The organism is Puia dinghuensis, from assembly GCF_014642875.1.
GTDB classification, from domain to species: Bacteria; Bacteroidota; Bacteroidia; order Chitinophagales; family Chitinophagaceae; genus Puia; species Puia dinghuensis.
Genome location: NZ_BMJC01000001.1, coordinates 1,393,598 through 1,408,774, shown reverse-complemented (window position 1 = coordinate 1,408,774; position 15,177 = coordinate 1,393,598). Strand labels below are relative to the sequence as shown.

Annotated in this window: 14 protein-coding genes; 4 read left to right on the top strand and 10 right to left on the bottom strand. The window is 53.3% G+C overall.

All coding sequences use genetic code 11. From position 1 onward, the window contains the following. Window positions 1-7: 7 nt before the first annotated feature. The 5 genes from IEY39_RS05535 to xerD all read right to left on the bottom strand — a co-directional run bounded on the left by IEY39_RS05535 (window position 8) and on the right by xerD (window position 6,919). A complete protein-coding gene (locus tag IEY39_RS05535) occupies window positions 8-3,046 on the bottom strand; it encodes a SusC/RagA family TonB-linked outer membrane protein (RefSeq protein WP_188929310.1) in 3,039 nt (1,012 codons plus the stop codon). A gap of 82 nt (window positions 3,047-3,128) precedes the next feature. Continuing rightward, window positions 3,129-3,968, bottom strand: a complete 840-nt coding sequence (locus IEY39_RS05530; RefSeq protein WP_188929309.1) for a DUF2911 domain-containing protein — start codon at window positions 3,966-3,968, stop codon at window positions 3,129-3,131. A 58-nt stretch (window positions 3,969-4,026) separates the two neighbouring features. After that, the gene (locus IEY39_RS05525; RefSeq protein WP_188929308.1) at window positions 4,027-5,307 is read right to left on the bottom strand and encodes a carboxypeptidase-like regulatory domain-containing protein; all 1,281 of its coding nucleotides are present in this window, start codon (window positions 5,305-5,307) and stop codon (window positions 4,027-4,029) included. A gap of 10 nt (window positions 5,308-5,317) precedes the next feature. After that, a complete protein-coding gene (locus tag IEY39_RS05520; RefSeq protein WP_229688781.1) occupies window positions 5,318-5,950 on the bottom strand; it encodes an RNA polymerase sigma factor in 633 nt (210 codons plus the stop codon). Between the two features lie 66 nt (window positions 5,951-6,016). Next, window positions 6,017-6,919, bottom strand: a complete 903-nt coding sequence (xerD, locus tag IEY39_RS05515; protein WP_188929307.1) for a site-specific tyrosine recombinase XerD — start codon at window positions 6,917-6,919, stop codon at window positions 6,017-6,019. Window positions 6,920-7,109: 190 nt separating this feature from the next. Between xerD and IEY39_RS05510 the strand changes: the two genes are divergently transcribed. Continuing rightward, entirely contained in the window at window positions 7,110-7,562 is a 453-nt protein-coding gene (locus IEY39_RS05510) for a YkgJ family cysteine cluster protein (protein ID WP_188929306.1), read from the top strand. On the opposite strand, the gene IEY39_RS05505 is transcribed toward IEY39_RS05510, so the two are convergent. Next, on the bottom strand, window positions 7,553-7,909 hold the full coding sequence (locus IEY39_RS05505) for a YraN family protein (protein WP_188929304.1): 357 nt from the start codon (window positions 7,907-7,909) through the stop codon (window positions 7,553-7,555). The genes IEY39_RS05510 and IEY39_RS05505 overlap by 10 nt on opposite strands. Before the next feature lie 29 nt (window positions 7,910-7,938). On the opposite strand from IEY39_RS05505, the gene manA reads away from it, so the two are divergent. Next, window positions 7,939-9,153, top strand: coding sequence for a mannose-6-phosphate isomerase, class I (gene manA, locus IEY39_RS05500; RefSeq protein ID WP_188929303.1), 1,215 nt, complete (start codon window positions 7,939-7,941; stop codon window positions 9,151-9,153). Here manA and rnhA read toward each other — a convergent pair. Beyond that, window positions 9,148-9,621 carry a ribonuclease HI gene (rnhA, locus tag IEY39_RS05495; RefSeq protein WP_188929302.1) on the bottom strand — a complete coding sequence of 158 codons (474 nt, stop codon included), beginning with the start codon at window positions 9,619-9,621 and terminating at the stop codon, window positions 9,148-9,150. The genes manA and rnhA overlap by 6 nt on opposite strands. A 95-nt stretch (window positions 9,622-9,716) precedes the next feature. Then, a complete protein-coding gene (locus IEY39_RS05490) occupies window positions 9,717-11,354 on the bottom strand; it encodes an acyl-CoA carboxylase subunit beta (protein WP_188929301.1) in 1,638 nt (545 codons plus the stop codon). 64 nt (window positions 11,355-11,418) lie between these two features. On the opposite strand from IEY39_RS05490, the gene IEY39_RS05485 reads away from it, so the two are divergent. Next, on the top strand, window positions 11,419-12,501 hold the full coding sequence (locus IEY39_RS05485; RefSeq protein ID WP_188929300.1) for a DUF3810 domain-containing protein: 1,083 nt from the start codon (window positions 11,419-11,421) through the stop codon (window positions 12,499-12,501). Here the strand turns inward: IEY39_RS05485 and dcd are convergent. After that, window positions 12,498-13,034 carry a dCTP deaminase gene (gene dcd, locus IEY39_RS05480; protein WP_188929298.1) on the bottom strand — a complete coding sequence of 179 codons (537 nt, stop codon included), beginning with the start codon at window positions 13,032-13,034 and terminating at the stop codon, window positions 12,498-12,500. The genes IEY39_RS05485 and dcd overlap by 4 nt on opposite strands. A gap of 67 nt (window positions 13,035-13,101) precedes the next feature. On the opposite strand from dcd, the gene IEY39_RS05475 reads away from it, so the two are divergent. Continuing rightward, window positions 13,102-13,767 (top strand): 4'-phosphopantetheinyl transferase family protein, encoded by a 666-nt coding sequence (locus IEY39_RS05475; RefSeq protein WP_188929296.1) that lies wholly within the window; start codon window positions 13,102-13,104, stop codon window positions 13,765-13,767. Window positions 13,768-13,828: 61 nt separating this feature from the next. Here IEY39_RS05475 and IEY39_RS05470 read toward each other — a convergent pair whose 3' ends face one another. Beyond that, window positions 13,829-15,037, bottom strand: coding sequence for a DUF2130 domain-containing protein (locus IEY39_RS05470; RefSeq protein WP_188929294.1), 1,209 nt, complete (start codon window positions 15,035-15,037; stop codon window positions 13,829-13,831). Between the last annotated feature and the right edge of the window lie 140 nt (window positions 15,038-15,177).

Sequence of the window (15,177 nt, the reverse complement as noted above, 5' to 3'; positions counted from 1 at the left end):
TTTAATTTTAGAAGACGGCTCTTACTCCAAAGGAGAATACTTTGTTTTGGGGATGGGCGACATAACGTCCGTTGGTGACGACCCGCTCGGGGTCCAGGCCGGGGAATTTGGTAAAGGTGAGCAGGTTGTCTGCGGCGAAGTATAGCCGTAAAGCGCTCATGGCTGCCCGGCGGGCCATTCGAGATGGCAGGTTGTAGCCTAGCTGTACGTTCTTGATCCGTAAGAAGGATGCATCCTTCAGGTAATACGTAGAGGGGGTACTGATGTTGCTGCTGACGTTGCCGGTGCCGGTGATATAGAGCAGGGGCAGGGTTGTGCTCGGGTGCTGTGGGGTCCAGGCATTCAGCCAGTCCTTTGTAGGAACCGAGCCCTGGTCGAAGGGTTGTATCCCCCAACCGGTGACATACTGTTTTTGTCCCTGGCTGCCGTAGAAGAAGACGGTGAGATCAAAATTTTTCCAGCCTGCGTTTACGTTGAAGGAATATTCATACTTCGGGAAAATACCCGATACGACGGCGCGGTCGTTTGCGGTAATGGAATCGTTGCCATCCAGGTCTTTGAATTTGAATGTGCCGGGAACGGGTTTATAAGGTTGGTAGGGAGATTTGGCGATCTCGTCGGTGGATTGGAAGATGCCTGCATATTCATACAGGTAGAAGCTGCCGTAGGGCTGGCCTTCCCGATCTATCGTCGTACTGCCGATGTTGGGTGGACCGTATTTGACCAATACATTTTTGTTGGCCTGGAGGGTACCTCCGACGGAATAGCTGAATTCCCCTACGTGATCGGAGTATTGTGCGGAAACCTCGATGCCGGTGTTTCGCATCTTGCCGTTGTTGACTGTCGGCGGGGTCAGCCCGATGTAAGCCGGCAGCACCTGTTGGGCAAGGATACCATAGGTGAGTTTATTATACCAATCGAAGGTGAGGCTGAGTCTGTTCTTGAATACGGACAGATCGGCGCCAAAATCGAATACGCGGGTGGTCTCCCATTTTATCGTTTGATCTGTCAGGGCCGTCTGGACGGCGCCGGAGGTGAGGCCGGTGGAGGTGTAGGGATAAGAAGAGCCGGTTACATACACATTCTGATAGGGGTAGTTGCCGATGTTCTGGTTGCCCAGCGTACCCCATGACCCGCGGAGTTTCAAATTGCTTAGAAAGTCTATATTTTCCAGGAAGTGCTCGCGCGAGGCTACCCATCCTAGGGAAACGGAGGGGAAGAAGGCCCACCGGTTGGCAGGTGGGAAGCGGGAAGAGGCGTCATAGCGGGCATTGGCTTCCAGTAAGTATTTGTTCTCGAAGTCATAGTTGAACCGTCCATAATAAGAGAGGAGTGACCATTCGTAGGCGGAGCCTGAATTGGATTGCGCGCCTGTGCTTCCTGCATTTATTTCCTGCAGGCTGTTGTCCGGGTATACGACCCGGGCGGCGCCCAGGGACTGGTTCTTGTAATATTCCGTTTGTGTGCCACCCAGGAGTTTGAAATGATGGTCTTTCCACCGGGTGTCATACGTTAGTTGGGTATAGCCCACGGGATAAATGTAATTAGTCTCATTGACGGAGAGCCCCTGGCCGCCTACATCCAACGTTCGAACAGGGACATCATTGGGAGCTGCCTGCCAATAATAGAGGTTGACGACGGGCTTGTAGACATAGGTTTTCTGGAAATCGAAGTTGAAGCCGCCGCTGGTCTTCCATTCCAATCCTTTTGCCAATTTCACATTAAGGTAGACGTTACCCTGTTCGAAGAAATCGTTGACGCTGGAATTGGCGGTCCGGGCTACGGCGACGGGGTTCTTGTTGGGTGTTATATTGGGATAGGTTTCTGCGGTATATCTGCCGGAGCCGTCCGGAAGTACGGGTCCATACAGGGGCGATTGGGATAAGGTGGATAGGAACAGGTCCTGGCTGCCATCTTCCGGGTAAGACCGGATGCTATAGTTGAGGGTGAGGCTAGAACCAAAGGTGATCTTATCGTTTATTTTGGAGGTGAGGTTAAATTGAAGATTGTATTTCTTGTAAGCGAAACCGATCATAACGTCCGGCTGGTCGACGAATCCAAGTCCGACGTTATATGTCGTACCGTTGTGGCCGCCCGTCAGTCCGAGGTGATGGGTCTGGACATCGACGGTCTGCATCACCGCCTTCAGCCAGTTGTAGCTGGGGTATAAATGTTTGTCGGTAGGGTTGGTGTAAGCGGCTATCTGTGGTGCGGTGAAAAGGGTGGGGGAGCCGGAGTTGGTAGCCGCCTGGTTATACATGGTCATGTAGTCGAGTGAATTGTAATCGAGATTGGGCAGGGCGGTTGCTTTTGTGATACCGATGTTATAGTCGTAGGAGAGCTGGAATTTCCCGCCTGCCCCTTGTTTGGTCGTGACCAGTATGACGCCATTGGCTGCACGAGAACCATAGATGGCAGCGGAAGCGGCATCTTTCAGCAGGGTCACCGATGCTATGTTTTGCGGATCGAGGGCGGTGAGGCTGCCTGGAAGTCCGTCGACAATTACCAGGGGACTATTGGAGGAGCCATAGGAACCATAACCTCTCACCAGCAGCGTGGGGCTCTCATTGCCGGCCTCGCCGGAGGCCTGGGTTAATGATAATCCCGGCAGCTTGCCCTGCAGCAATTGGGTGGGGTCTGTTGCGACTCTTTTATTGAGATCGGCCCCGCTGACCGTGGCAATTGCTCCCGTCAGGTCTGCTTTCTTTTGTGTACCATATCCAACCACGACGACGTCATCCAGGCTGGTCCTGCTGATCTGCATGCGGATATCGACGCGGCTTCGATGATCTACCCTGGCCTCTATCTTCTCATAGCCGGAATAGGAGAAGATCAATACGCTTTGTTCACCCGGCGCGGTGATGACATAATTTCCTGCACTATCGGTGAGGGCACTGGTATTGGCGCCTTTGACGCTGATCGTAGCGCCTTTCATGGGGAGGCCATTCTCGTCTTTTACGAAGCCACTGATCCTGATGGACTGTGCCCGGACGACAGTAATGGCAGCCAACTGAAGAAGAAGGCAAAGGAGGAGGCAAAGTTTCATAAGCAATCGTTTACTTACGCAAGTAAGATCATTTTGCTTATGCGCCTCCCTCCTCCGGTTGGCATAATAGTAAACTATTTTGTCACTGCAACGAGGCGATCAGTTTCTGATTGAGGGTCACGTAATCGCTGTTGTTGGCTTGTTTTGCGAGTTCGATGCCTTTCTGTGCGGTGGTTTTGGCTTCGGCTTTACGGCCCATTTTGGCGAGACAGCGTGCCTTCTGATAGGCAACAAAAAAGGCGGTCGGGTCTTGTGCGAGGGCTTTGTCAAACCATTCAAGGGCTTTGTTAAGGTCTTTTCCGTTCTCGAGGTAATAGAAGGCGGCAGTGAAGTAAGGACGGCTGTCCTTGTTCATGACATTATCTATCTGTGTCATGACCCTGCTATCGATGTCTGTTGTAATAGGCACTGTGACCATCGTGTTCTCCCAGAGGAGCTGAAGGTCGCAGGTGCTGGGTGTGATGTTGGCGAAGAGCATGGTAAAGGTTTCCATGGAGAAAGGCAGCTGGATGGGTTTGGCTTGTACGCGGACGATGTCCTGGTCTTGCTTGTAGGCGGCCGGGCTGGTAACGTCCAGCTGATGCGTGATGATGAGGGTCCATTCATCGGCGCCGGGGATGGTGAGCAGGCCATATTTTCCGGCGGGTATTTTTGTTCCGCCGATGGTCACCGGGTCGCCAAAGGTGAGGGTGGTAGCCTGGTTGGCGCCGGTGCGCCAGATCTGTCCATAGGGTACGAGATCGCCAAAGATCTTGCGACCTTTCATTCCCGGCCGGGAATAGGAGAGTTCGATGGAAGAGAGGCCGAAATCCTGTTTCTCATAATGGGGCGCTGAAGGCGGCGGCGTTTTGATGGACTGTTGTGCCAGGGATGGAAGGTACAGGCAGGCCGTCAGGACAAGACAAACGAATAACTTGTTCATGAAGTGGTGGTTTTGAGGGGGTGAAGATACGGCAAAAAGTAAGGGTGATCCTTACCGCTCATGGGAATGAGAGGCTCACTATGGCGCGGGCTTTTTTGCCCCGGAGCAATCGCCAGGCGGGTCCGCCCGAGATCAGCTGGATGAGGCCGGCATCGTGGGCGGGGGAGAGTGATTGTTCTATTTTAAATTCTGTCAGCTGTCCTTTTTGATCCACCTGGAAAGAAATGCGTTCTGTCCCCCGGATGGTCGAGTCGACGGAGAGCGTTTTTTTGGCTGTGGCGAGGTATTGCTCATAGGCGAGTCTGCCGATGACGGGGAAAACTTTCAGCCATGCGGAGTCCAGCCGCTCATCACTATCGGAAGGCGCTGCCGTAAGGGTTTCCCTTCGTTTTGCGCCATAGCCGGTGACCAGCACTTCGTCCATCGAGCTTTTAGCTTCCTGCAGCCGGATAACATTGTTGGTTAGGGTACTTGTGCTGAGGGAGAAGGATGTTGGCTGGTAGCCCTCCAGGCTGACCGTCATCGGTTGCGTGGTGTCCCGCGCCACTACTTTAAAATTGAATTGTCCCCGGTTATCGGTTGTTGTGAAGGTGTTGGTGTTGCCATTTAGATTCAGGTAGGCGTGTGCCAGGGGCTTGTCGTTGGCGTCGACGACGCGGCCGGAGAAGAGGAGACGGGGGTAGGCTTGTTTGTAAGCCATATTTTTTAAATAGCCCTGCTGTGCGGCGATGGTCGGGGCGGGTTTGGGGGCTTCCTGGGCATCGGCGGCTTCCTTAGCAAGGAATTCGGTGTCTGCTGCGGGGGTCGATCGGAGGGTGACGGTGATGGGTGCTGGTTTCCTGGTGTGATTTACCTGTCGATGGGATTCAACGGCGACGAAGTCCTGCGCTTTGGTGCTGTCGGCTACTGCTGCCGGCTGTTGTTGGGGTGCGGGTTGCAGGGGGAGCGGGACGGTGGCCGGCTTTTCTGTTGCTTTTGCTACTGTGGAGGCTGCGGGGCTGGGCTCTTTTCTGTTGAGCAGGAGGTTATAAGCGGTGAAACAAAGTCCTGCCAGCAAAATGATGGCGGCCGCCACGCGGAAGGCTGGACGGCTGAACCAGCCGATTCGGGAGCGTTGTTTTTTCTCTTCGACGCGGGTGGCCAGCCGGGCACGCAGCTCGTCTAGGTCTTCGCCAGGGTGCGGGGTGGCGGCCAGGCCTTCCAGGGCATCCGACAGGAAGGGATCTTCGAGGGCGGCTTTCTCCAGCTCGTGCATTTCCCGGGCAGAGAGCTCCCCTTTCCCGTATTTCCGGATGTCCGCATCGGACCAGGAGTTGGTATGGTTGTCTGTATTATTCATTTGTCTGTCCTTACGGACGAGCCGCCTCCGGCGGCTTGGCCACGGCAGGGTCTTTCCCCGTTTCCTGGCGTTGCATACAATTTTTTAGATTCCGGCGGCCGTTCTGGATGTGGCTACGAACTTTATTCCATTCCATTCCGGTGGCTGTTTCGATCTCCTTATAACATTTGTTTTGCAGATAGAAGAGTTCGATCACCGTCTTCTGGTCGGCAACCAGGGTCTCGATACATTTCGAGAGGCGTTCGAACTGTTCTTCCTGCTCCATCTTGTCCTTCAGATGCAAATCTTCGGCCGTTTGCATATGTTCCGGGTCGAAGGATTGGAACTTTGCCTTGCCGGCGGAACGTAACTTCATCAGGCAGTGGTTCTTAGCTAAAGTGTATAGCCAGCCCCTGAAATTCCCGACCTCGTGTTTGAGCAGTTTTTGGGCCAGCTCTTCGAAGATATCCATGACTGCGTCCTTTGCTGTCTCGGGTTCTCCGAGGTATTTCAGGCAGACGCCGTAAAGCAACTGCAGGTAGCGATGATAAAGTTGCGCTACCATTTTCAGGTCGGAAGATTGACGGTAAGCGGCGATCAGTTCGAGGTCGCCGTCCGGGTCAGAAGCGCCTGCAGGGGATGGTATGTCCTTGAAGGAGGCCAATGCCCGGACAAAGTAAGAAAAATTTCGGGAACGTAGGGGCGATCCTGGCGCGGGTTGGGGGTGCGATCAGTGGCGGAAGGCGGGATGGTAACGATGGAGGGTCTCCCGGAGGTATTCGCGGTCGAGGTGGGTATAGATCTCGGTTGTAGTAATGCTTTCGTGACCCAGCATTTCCTGGACTGCGCGCAGGTCGGCACCTCCTTCAACGAGGTGGGTGGCGAAAGAATGACGGAAAGTATGGGGGGAGATGTTCTTGGTGATCCCGGCCTGGTGGGCGAGGTCACGAAGGAAAAGGAAGATCATGACACGCGTAAGTTTGCTGCCCCGGCGGTTGAGGAAGAGGATGTCTTCGTTGCCAGGTTTTACCGCGATGTGGGTGCGGATCTCTTGTTGGTAGATGCGGATATATTTTACCGCCGCTTCCCCGATGGGAACCAGTCGTTCTTTATCTCCTTTTCCGATGACGCGGATGTAGCCTGCATCGAGATAGAGGCAGGAGATGCGGAGATTGACCACTTCACTGACGCGAAGTCCGCAGCTGTACATCGTCTCCAGGATGGCTTTGTTGCGACCGCCTTCCGGTTTGCTGAGATCGATGCGGCTGATGATGGACTCTATCTCGTCGAAGCTGAGGACGTCCGGGAGGGCTCTTTTTAGTTTGGGCGATTCCAGCAGGGCGGTAGGATCTTTGCGGACGATCTGCTCGATGAAACAATATTTATAAAAGGAGCGGATGCCGGAGAGAATGCGGGCCTGGGAGGCGGCATTGAGCCCCAGATCGGCTATCCATTGGACAAACTGCTGGAGGTCGCTCAATTCCACCGCATCCGGGGTCTTCAGGGCGCCGGTGGACTGGAGGTACTGGGTGAGCCGGTCGATATCGCGGAGATAGGCTTCGACGGAGTTGTCCGACAGCGATCGTTCGAGCTGCAGCCAGGCTTTATAGCCTTTTTTATAGGGCTCCCACATGTGTCGAAGATAAAGAATTGCGGGAGATGCGCTGCCGGAAAAATAGCGCATCTCCCGCAAAGAGCTAATGTCGGGCCTTCGGCCAACGGACCTCCGGTCCGTTTTTGTTAGGAGAATCCTATATTTGTGTCCTATGGCGACAGTTAATTTGCGTAGTTTTCGACAGATCGTTCTTCATAACAAGAGACGTATGAAGAATTTCCTGAGCAAGTTGGAGAAGAAGAGGCCGAAGGGTTTTCATGCCCTCGAGGTCGAGGCGAACAAGGAAGTTTGGGAGCGCACCGACTGCCTGGATTGTGCCAATTGCTGTAAGACAATGTCCCCTACCTATACACCGGAAGATATCCGCCGGATATCCGCGCATCTAGGGATGACGCCTAAGGCTTTCCGGGAGAAATGGCTATATAAGGACAAGACCGGGGATTGGATGAATGTAAAACAGCCCTGCCAGTTTCTCGATCTTAAGACCAATATGTGCTCCATCTATGCCGTCAGGCCCCGTGACTGCGCGGGCTTCCCGCATCATGTCAAAAAGCGGATGAATTCCGACTATATGCACATGTATAAACAGAATATTGAATATTGTCCGGCGACCTACCGGTTGGTGGAGACCGTGATGGAGAAGCTCAATGGTCATAAATAGACGTCTTCGAAAAATGCATATTCCGGCGGCGCGCCGTTGCGGATAGTGATAGCAAGAACATCGTATTGCACCCGCCGGTATCCCGGCCATTGGCAAAGCCAGCCTGCGGCGCCCTGCAGGATGTGTTCCAGTTTTTTCCGGCTTATGCTTTCTTCGGGATGACCGTATGTTATCGAACGGCGAGATTTGACTTCGATGAAATGAAGGATAGCGTTGCGGCCGGCGATGATATCCACTTCATAACGGCCATGGCGGAAATTTCGTTTTAAAATGTCGAAACCCTGTTTGGTCAGCCATTGGGCCGCCAGCATTTCCCCTCTCGAGCCAATTTCGGTATTCGACGGCATTGTGCGGGTTTTTTATTTATGTTTACAACATGAAACAGGATCAGAAAGTTTTCAAGTTACAGGGGAAAATTCAGCACTATGCGTGGGGGGGCACTGCTTATTTGCCGCAGTTGTTGCGTATACCCAATCCGGAGGGCCAGCCTTTTGCCGAGTACTGGATGGGGGCTCACGATAATGCACCTGCGGAGCTGGAGGGAATGGCGTTGAACGACTATATCCGGAAGGACCCGCAGGGCACCCTTGGCGCCTATACGGCAGGGCGTTTTGGCAGATTGCCCTATCTGTTGAAGATATTGGATGTAAAGGATATGCTGTCCATCCAGGTGCATCCGACAAAGCGGAATGCGGAGCTGGAATTCGCCGCTGAAAATGAAAAAGGCGTTGCGCTGAATGCACCGGAGCGTAATTATAAAGATGATAATCATAAGCCGGAGCTGATGGTGGCCCTGAGTGAATTTTGGCTTTTGCATGGGTTCAAGCCGGAAGATGACCTGATAGAAACGCTCGAAGGCACGCCTGAATTGAGTTTTCTGGCGCCGGTGTTCGAGCAAAAGGGTTACCAGGGATTGTATAAGGAGGTGATGGAGATGCCGCAGGCGGAGGTGAACCGGGTGCTGGAGCCCGTACTTCATCGCATACTCCCGCCTTATAAGGAAGGGCAATCGAAGAAACATGAAGAGCATTTCTGGGCCGCGCGGGCCGCGTTGACCTATAATCAACCGGGGAAGATAGACCGGGGCATATTTTCCATTTATTTTTTCAATCTGCTGAATCTCCATCCCGGGGAAGCGATCTTCCAGGATGCGGGCGTGCCGCATGCCTACCTGGAGGGGCAGAATGTCGAGCTGATGGCCAATTCGGACAATGTGCTGAGGGGCGGGCTGACGCCAAAGCATGTGGATGTCCCCGAACTGCTGAAGCATGTCCGGTTCGAGGCGACTCGTCCGCGTATTGTGCCGGAGGACTATGGCGCAGGGCGGATTGCCGTATTTCGGACGCCGGCGCCGGATTTCGAGCTTAGCAAGATCAGCCTGTTGAAGGGGGAATTGCTGACGATCAGGACGCATTCGGCGGAGATCTTTATCGTGCTGGAAGGGAAGGTGGGGGTTGTCGAGCCGGGCATGGAGCCTTACAGCCGGAAGGCCGGGGAGGCGTTTGTTGCTTTTCACCAGGCGAAGTTCGAGCTCAATGCGCAGGAAGATGCGGTTGTCTATCGGGCGGCCGTGCCGGCGGGGGCGTTATGACCGGTCGGATTCGGCTTCGAAAACTTTATCCACATCGAGAGACTTACCGTCAGCTGCAGCCGTAGCTAATTCATCGCAGCGGTTGTTGTGGGGGTTGTCGGCGTGGCCTCTTACCCATACGAAGCGAAGGGTATTCTTTTTTGCCAGTTCGTGGAAGTGCAGCCAGAGGTCCTTGTTCTTTTTGCCGCCTTTGAAATCGGTGGCGATCCAGTTTTTGAGCCAGCCTTGCTCCCATGCTTTGACGACATACTGGCTGTCCGAATAGATGGTGATGGTGAGTCCTTCTCTTTTCAGCGCTTCCAGGCCGGCGATGACGGCCATCAGTTCCATCCGGTTGTTGGTAGTATAACGGTAGCCGTGGGAGAGCTCTTTCCGGTGATCGCCCCAGAAGAGAATGGTGCCATAGCCGCCGGGGCCAGGGTTGCCCCGTGATGAGCCATCCGTATACATGATCAGCTGGTTATTCATGGGAACAAATATAGGGTATACAGGCGAGCTTGGGAGACCGCGGGTAGGCGTGGGGCGAGATCGGACTTGCGGGTGAAGGTTTGGCGGCCGGGACATCAGACCTGGATGACGCCTGTTTTGAATTCGGGAAGCTGGGTGTTGTGGGCGGCCGCATTCAGGCCTTCTGCGATGACGCGGCGGGTGTCGGCAGGGTCGATGATAGCGTCCACCCATAGCCGTGCGGCAGCGTAGTAGGGGGAGGTCTGGCGGTCGTAGCGTCCCTTGATCTCGTCCAGCAGCCGCTTTTCTTCCGCCGGGTCGATCTCCTGGCCTTTTGCTTTCAGCGCACTCACCTGTATCTGCAGTAATGTTTTTGCGGCCTGTTCGCCGCCCATGACGGCAATCCGGGCTGTCGGCCAGGCATAAATAAAACGGGGATCGTAGGCCTTGCCACACATGGCGTAGTTGCCCGCACCATAGGAATTGCCGATGATGATGGTGATCTTGGGGACGACCGAGTTGGCAACGGCGTTGACCATTTTGGCGCCGTCCTTGATGATGCCGGCCTGTTCGCTGCGGGAGCCTACCATAAAGCCGGTGACGTCCTGCAAGAACACGAGGGGTATTTTTTTCTGGTTGCAGTTCATGATAAAACGGGCGGCCTTGTCGGCACTATCGTTATAGATGACACCGCCCATCTGCATTTCGCCTTTCCTGGTCTTTACCATCTTACGCTGGTTGGCCACGATGCCCACCGCCCAGCCTTCGATGCGGGCATAACCGCAGAGGATGGTCTTGCCGTAATCTTCTTTGAACTGAAGGAAGGAGCCCTCGTCGACGATGCGGGTGATGATCTCGACCATATCGTATGACTTTGTCGCGTCGGCGGGGAGGATGCCATAGAGTTCTTTGGCCGACCGGGAGGGAGGGACAGGTTTTACCCGATCGAAGATGGGGGCCGCGGGCGACCCCAGGCGGCTCATGATCTTTTTCACCTCGTCGAGGCATTCCTGCTCCGTCTTGAATTTATAGTCGGCGATGCCCGAGATCTCCGTATGGGTAACGGCGCCGCCCAGCGTCTCGGCGTCGACGTCTTCGCCGATGGCCGCTTTTACCAGATAGGGGCCGGCCAGGTAGATGGAGCCGTTGCCTTCGACCATCAACGTCTCGTCGCTCATGATGGGCAGGTAGGCGCCACCGGCCACGCATGGCCCCAGGACGACGGCTATCTGAGTGATGCCCATGGCGCTCATCCGGGCATTGTTGCGAAAGATGCGGCCAAAATGCTCTTTGTCGGGGAAGATCTCATCCTGCATGGGAAGGAATACGCCGGCGCTGTCCACGAGGTAGACCACCGGCAAGTGATTTTCCATCGCAATCTCCTGCAGGCGCAGGTTCTTTTTTCCTGTGATGGGGAACCAGGCGCCGGCCTTTACCGTCTGGTCGTTGGCGATGATGACACATTGCCGGTTGCTGATATAGCCGATGCCGGCTACCGTGCCGCCTGCGGGACAGCCACCCTGGTCTTCGTAAAGCTCGTAGCCGGCAAAAGCGCCCAGTTCGATGAAAGAAGAGCCTTCATCCACCAGATGCCGGATACGCTCCCGCGGGGTGAGCTTATTTTTTTCTCTTTGTTTCTCTATTGCCTTCTTGCCGCCGCCGAGCGCTATTTTTTCCAGTCGTTGCTTGAGTTGGCTTAAGGCCTGATGCATCGCGTCTTCGTTCTTGTTAAAATCCAGGGTTTCCGCTTTCATTTGGCTTGCTTTGGTTTGCAATTTAACATGGATGAAGTAAATATTTAGCCTATTTTTAGCCCATATGTCCGTCCGGCACAAAATAACCTGGATCGTCCTGCTGCTGCTTGCAGCCGTCATCAAAGTGTTGTCGTTCTTCCCTGCGGCTGTGGAAAAATATTATTCCACGGGGGTCTATCTGCTCCTGTCCAGGCTGCAACGCATCCTTTTCGGCTGGCTGCCTTTTAGCTTTGGCGATCTTTTATACCTGGCGGTGATCGTTTGGTTATTTGTTGCGCTGGTGCGAACGATCAGGACATTTATCCGGCGGGAAGCCGGCTGGGCCTGGTTTGTTTCGTTTGCCCGGAAGACCCTTTTTGTCTGTCTGTGGGTCTATGTGCTGTTCAATGGCCTCTGGGGGTTGAACTACGATCGCAAGGGCCTCGCCTATCAACTGCAGCTGAAGGTGCATCCCTATTCGACGGACGAACTCAAAGAACTGACGACGAGACTTGTTTTAAAACTGAACGAGCTCGATAGCATAGGCCGGACAGACAGACCGAAGCTCGATCGTCACCGGTACCTGTTCGCGGGCGCCGTTGCCGCTTATGACAGTCTTAGCGCCAGGGACAGCCGGTTCAGCTATCCCTATTCCTCCATCAAGCCGTCCCTCTTCAGCTATATCGGGCTTTATATTGGCTATAGTGGCTATTATAACCCATTTACCGGGGAGGCCCAGGTAAACACCTGTCAGCTGGGGTTTACACAGCCCTATACCACCTGCCACGAGATGGGGCATCAGTTGGGCTATGCCCGGGAGAACGAAGCGAATTTTGCAGGGTATTTGTCTGGCCATGATTGCCCCGACCCTGGTTTCCGGTATTCCACTTATTTCGATTTCTGGATGTATGCTACAGGGGAGCTGTATAACAGGGATTCGGTGTTTGTAAAGGGGCTTGTAAAGCAATTGCATCCACAGGTGCGCCAGGACTTCCGCGATCTGCGGGCATTTTTACGGAAATATGCCAATCCGCTGGAGAGCCGCGTCTGGCAGATATATGGCGGTTATCTGCGCGCCAACCGCCAGCCGAAGGGTATCGTCACCTATACAGAGGTGACGGCCTGGCTTATCGCTTATGCCGAGAAGGTAGGCTGGGATAATATTTAAAAGCTATTCTTCCACATCATGCTCTCGATGGGCTTATTGGGCTGGCCATTGTATTTGGCGTTCTTTTTCTGATTATACTTCACCAGGATCTCCCCTTCCACAGGGAAATAGATGAGTTGCCCTACTGGCATACCCTTATAGACCTTTACCGGTTGTTTGACCGAGATCTCGAGGGTCCAGTTGCCGCAGAAGCCGACATCGCCTTTGCCGGCCGTAGCGTGGATGTCGATGCCCAGCCGTCCAGTGGAAGATTTCCCTTCCAGGAAGGGGACATGTGCGTGGGTTTCGGTATATTCATCGGTGACTCCGAGATAAAAGATATGTGGGTATAACACAAACCCTTCCTCCGGTATCTCGAAATATTCGATCTCATTGTGTTTTTTGGCATCCAGGATATGTTCCCGGTAGGTGGCCAGCCACTTCCCCAGGTGCACATCGTAGGAGTTGCTTCCCAGGCAAGCCCTGTCATAGGGTTCGATCTTTATCGTTCCCTTTTCGATTTCTTCCAGAATACGAGTATCGGATAGGATCATGTTGAAATTTGGTTATTTTGCTTGCGAAACTGTTTAGGTTTGCGAATATGTGAATATAATTTTAGAGATGCCCCTGTTTTATCAACATAATATCAACCAAGAGACAAAATTAGGGATTTGGCATATCGAAGAGCCAGAATCCTTTTTCCTGCAGAAAGTGCCCCTAAAGAGGGATGTCACGCACCCTTTTAAACGATTGCAGCATCTTGCCGGTCGTTATCTCCTGTGCTATCTTTTCCCTGAATTCCCGGTGGAAGAGATCAGGGTTGCCGATACCCGGCAGCCTTTCCTGGCAAGCGAGAAGTTTCATTTTTCCATTTCGCATTGCGGGAATTATGCCGCTGCAATCGTCAGCACCAATAGCAGGGTAGGGGTGGATATAGAACTTATCACCCCCCGCATCGAGCGGCTGGCACCCAAATTCCTCAATGAGGAAGAAGTGCACTTTTTCAACGAGGATTATGGCCTTTTCCTCGAGCAGTGGGGGTTGCGGGGTCGTGTCTTCCAGGAATTCCTGACGCTGATCTGGAATGCAAAAGAAGCCATCTTCAAATGGTATGGCCGGGGGGAGCTGGATTTCCGCAAACATATGAAGCTCGAAGGAAATATCCATCTCGATGGCGACTGGATCAAACTGCCGTTCGTCTTTCAAAAGAGCAAGAGCATCCATCTGAGCGTGGAAGGGCGGATATTCGAAGAGCAATCGCTTACACTGGCGTGGTTGTTGACCTAGCGGCGGATGCCGGGCGGGTGCTGGGGTCGTGGGTGCGGGTCGGGCGATGGGTCCGAGCGTGTTATTCCTCCAGCAGATCGTCATCCGAATCCTCCAGCAGCGGGACATCGATGGCGTCTTTGCCGGCGATACCTTCGATGGAGCCCCGGACGTGGGCGGCATTGAGGAGCACCTTTTCCAGCTGTTTTTCCCGGGCTTTCCAGAGCCTTTCCATAGTGTCCCTTTCTTTCTGAATGGAGTGTTTCATGGCCAGGAATCCTTCGCGGATGGCCTTCCATTGTTCGCTGAATTCCGTGCCGGTGAGATAATCATACAGCAGCTGCATTTTGTCGCCTTTATTCTCCTGGGACTTTGCGGCATCGAAGACACGGATAATGCGGTCGCGCAGGATATAAGCAAGCGCTTTTACCTCGGCGAACGAACAGACCCATACGCCGTTGATCTCGCCAAAACGTTCGAGGTCTTTCGGCATGGTCTGCGTGACGATAACGGCGACCATCGCTCCCTGGCTGCGCATGTCGGCTTTCAGCTTTTCCACCCAATCCTGGGAGAAGGACTGGGTACGTTTGCTCTCGTAAATGATCTTGCCACATTCCTGGCCGAATTTGTTGCGGACGGTCTGGATGCAATCGGCTCCGCGGACGCCTTTCCCCACTTCGGCGATCTGATCGAAGGGAAAGGTGGTGCGCAGGAGTTCTTCGAGAGCCAGTTCCTGTACTTCTCCCTGCAATTGCATGGACCCCTGTTCGGCCTTGCGTTTCATTTCTTCGGCTAATTTCTTCTGATCGTCGAGCTGTTTTTGAAGCTCTTTCAGACGAAGCTCGTAATCTGTTTCTTTTACTGCGAACTTTTGCTGTTCTTGCTCGTGGATATCTTTTGACAGCACATTCCTTGCCTCTTGCAGATGCTTTTGAAGGGACAGTTCGAGTTCGACTTCCTTATTGGCCAACGCCTGTTCTTTTTTCAGAAATTCCAGCTCACGTTGCCGGGAAACTTTTAGTTTTTCTTCGTTTTCCCGGTTAGCATTTTCCAACAGCCGCAGCTGGTTCTCGAAGTCGGTGCCGATGGATTTACGCAGGCTCTCTTCCATCGTTGTCCGGAATTCCTTTTCCCGGCGGACGAATTCTTCCTGTTTCTTCTGAAATTCCTTTTCCTTGTCCTGCATGAATTTCTGCATCTTGTCACGCAGGTCTTTCTTATACTCTTCGGCCATGGCTTCTTCTATCGGAAACAGATGACCGCAATTTGGACATTTAATTTCTGTGGGCATATCGGTTAGTTGTAACAAATATAGGTTGTTTTCCAGTAAATTTACTGTCTTTGAAAAGACAGATAATGTCTTTATTGAATTTTTAGTAATTGAATATCAAAATATTGTATTATAAATTTGTCTTTTGTGGAGTTAACCGT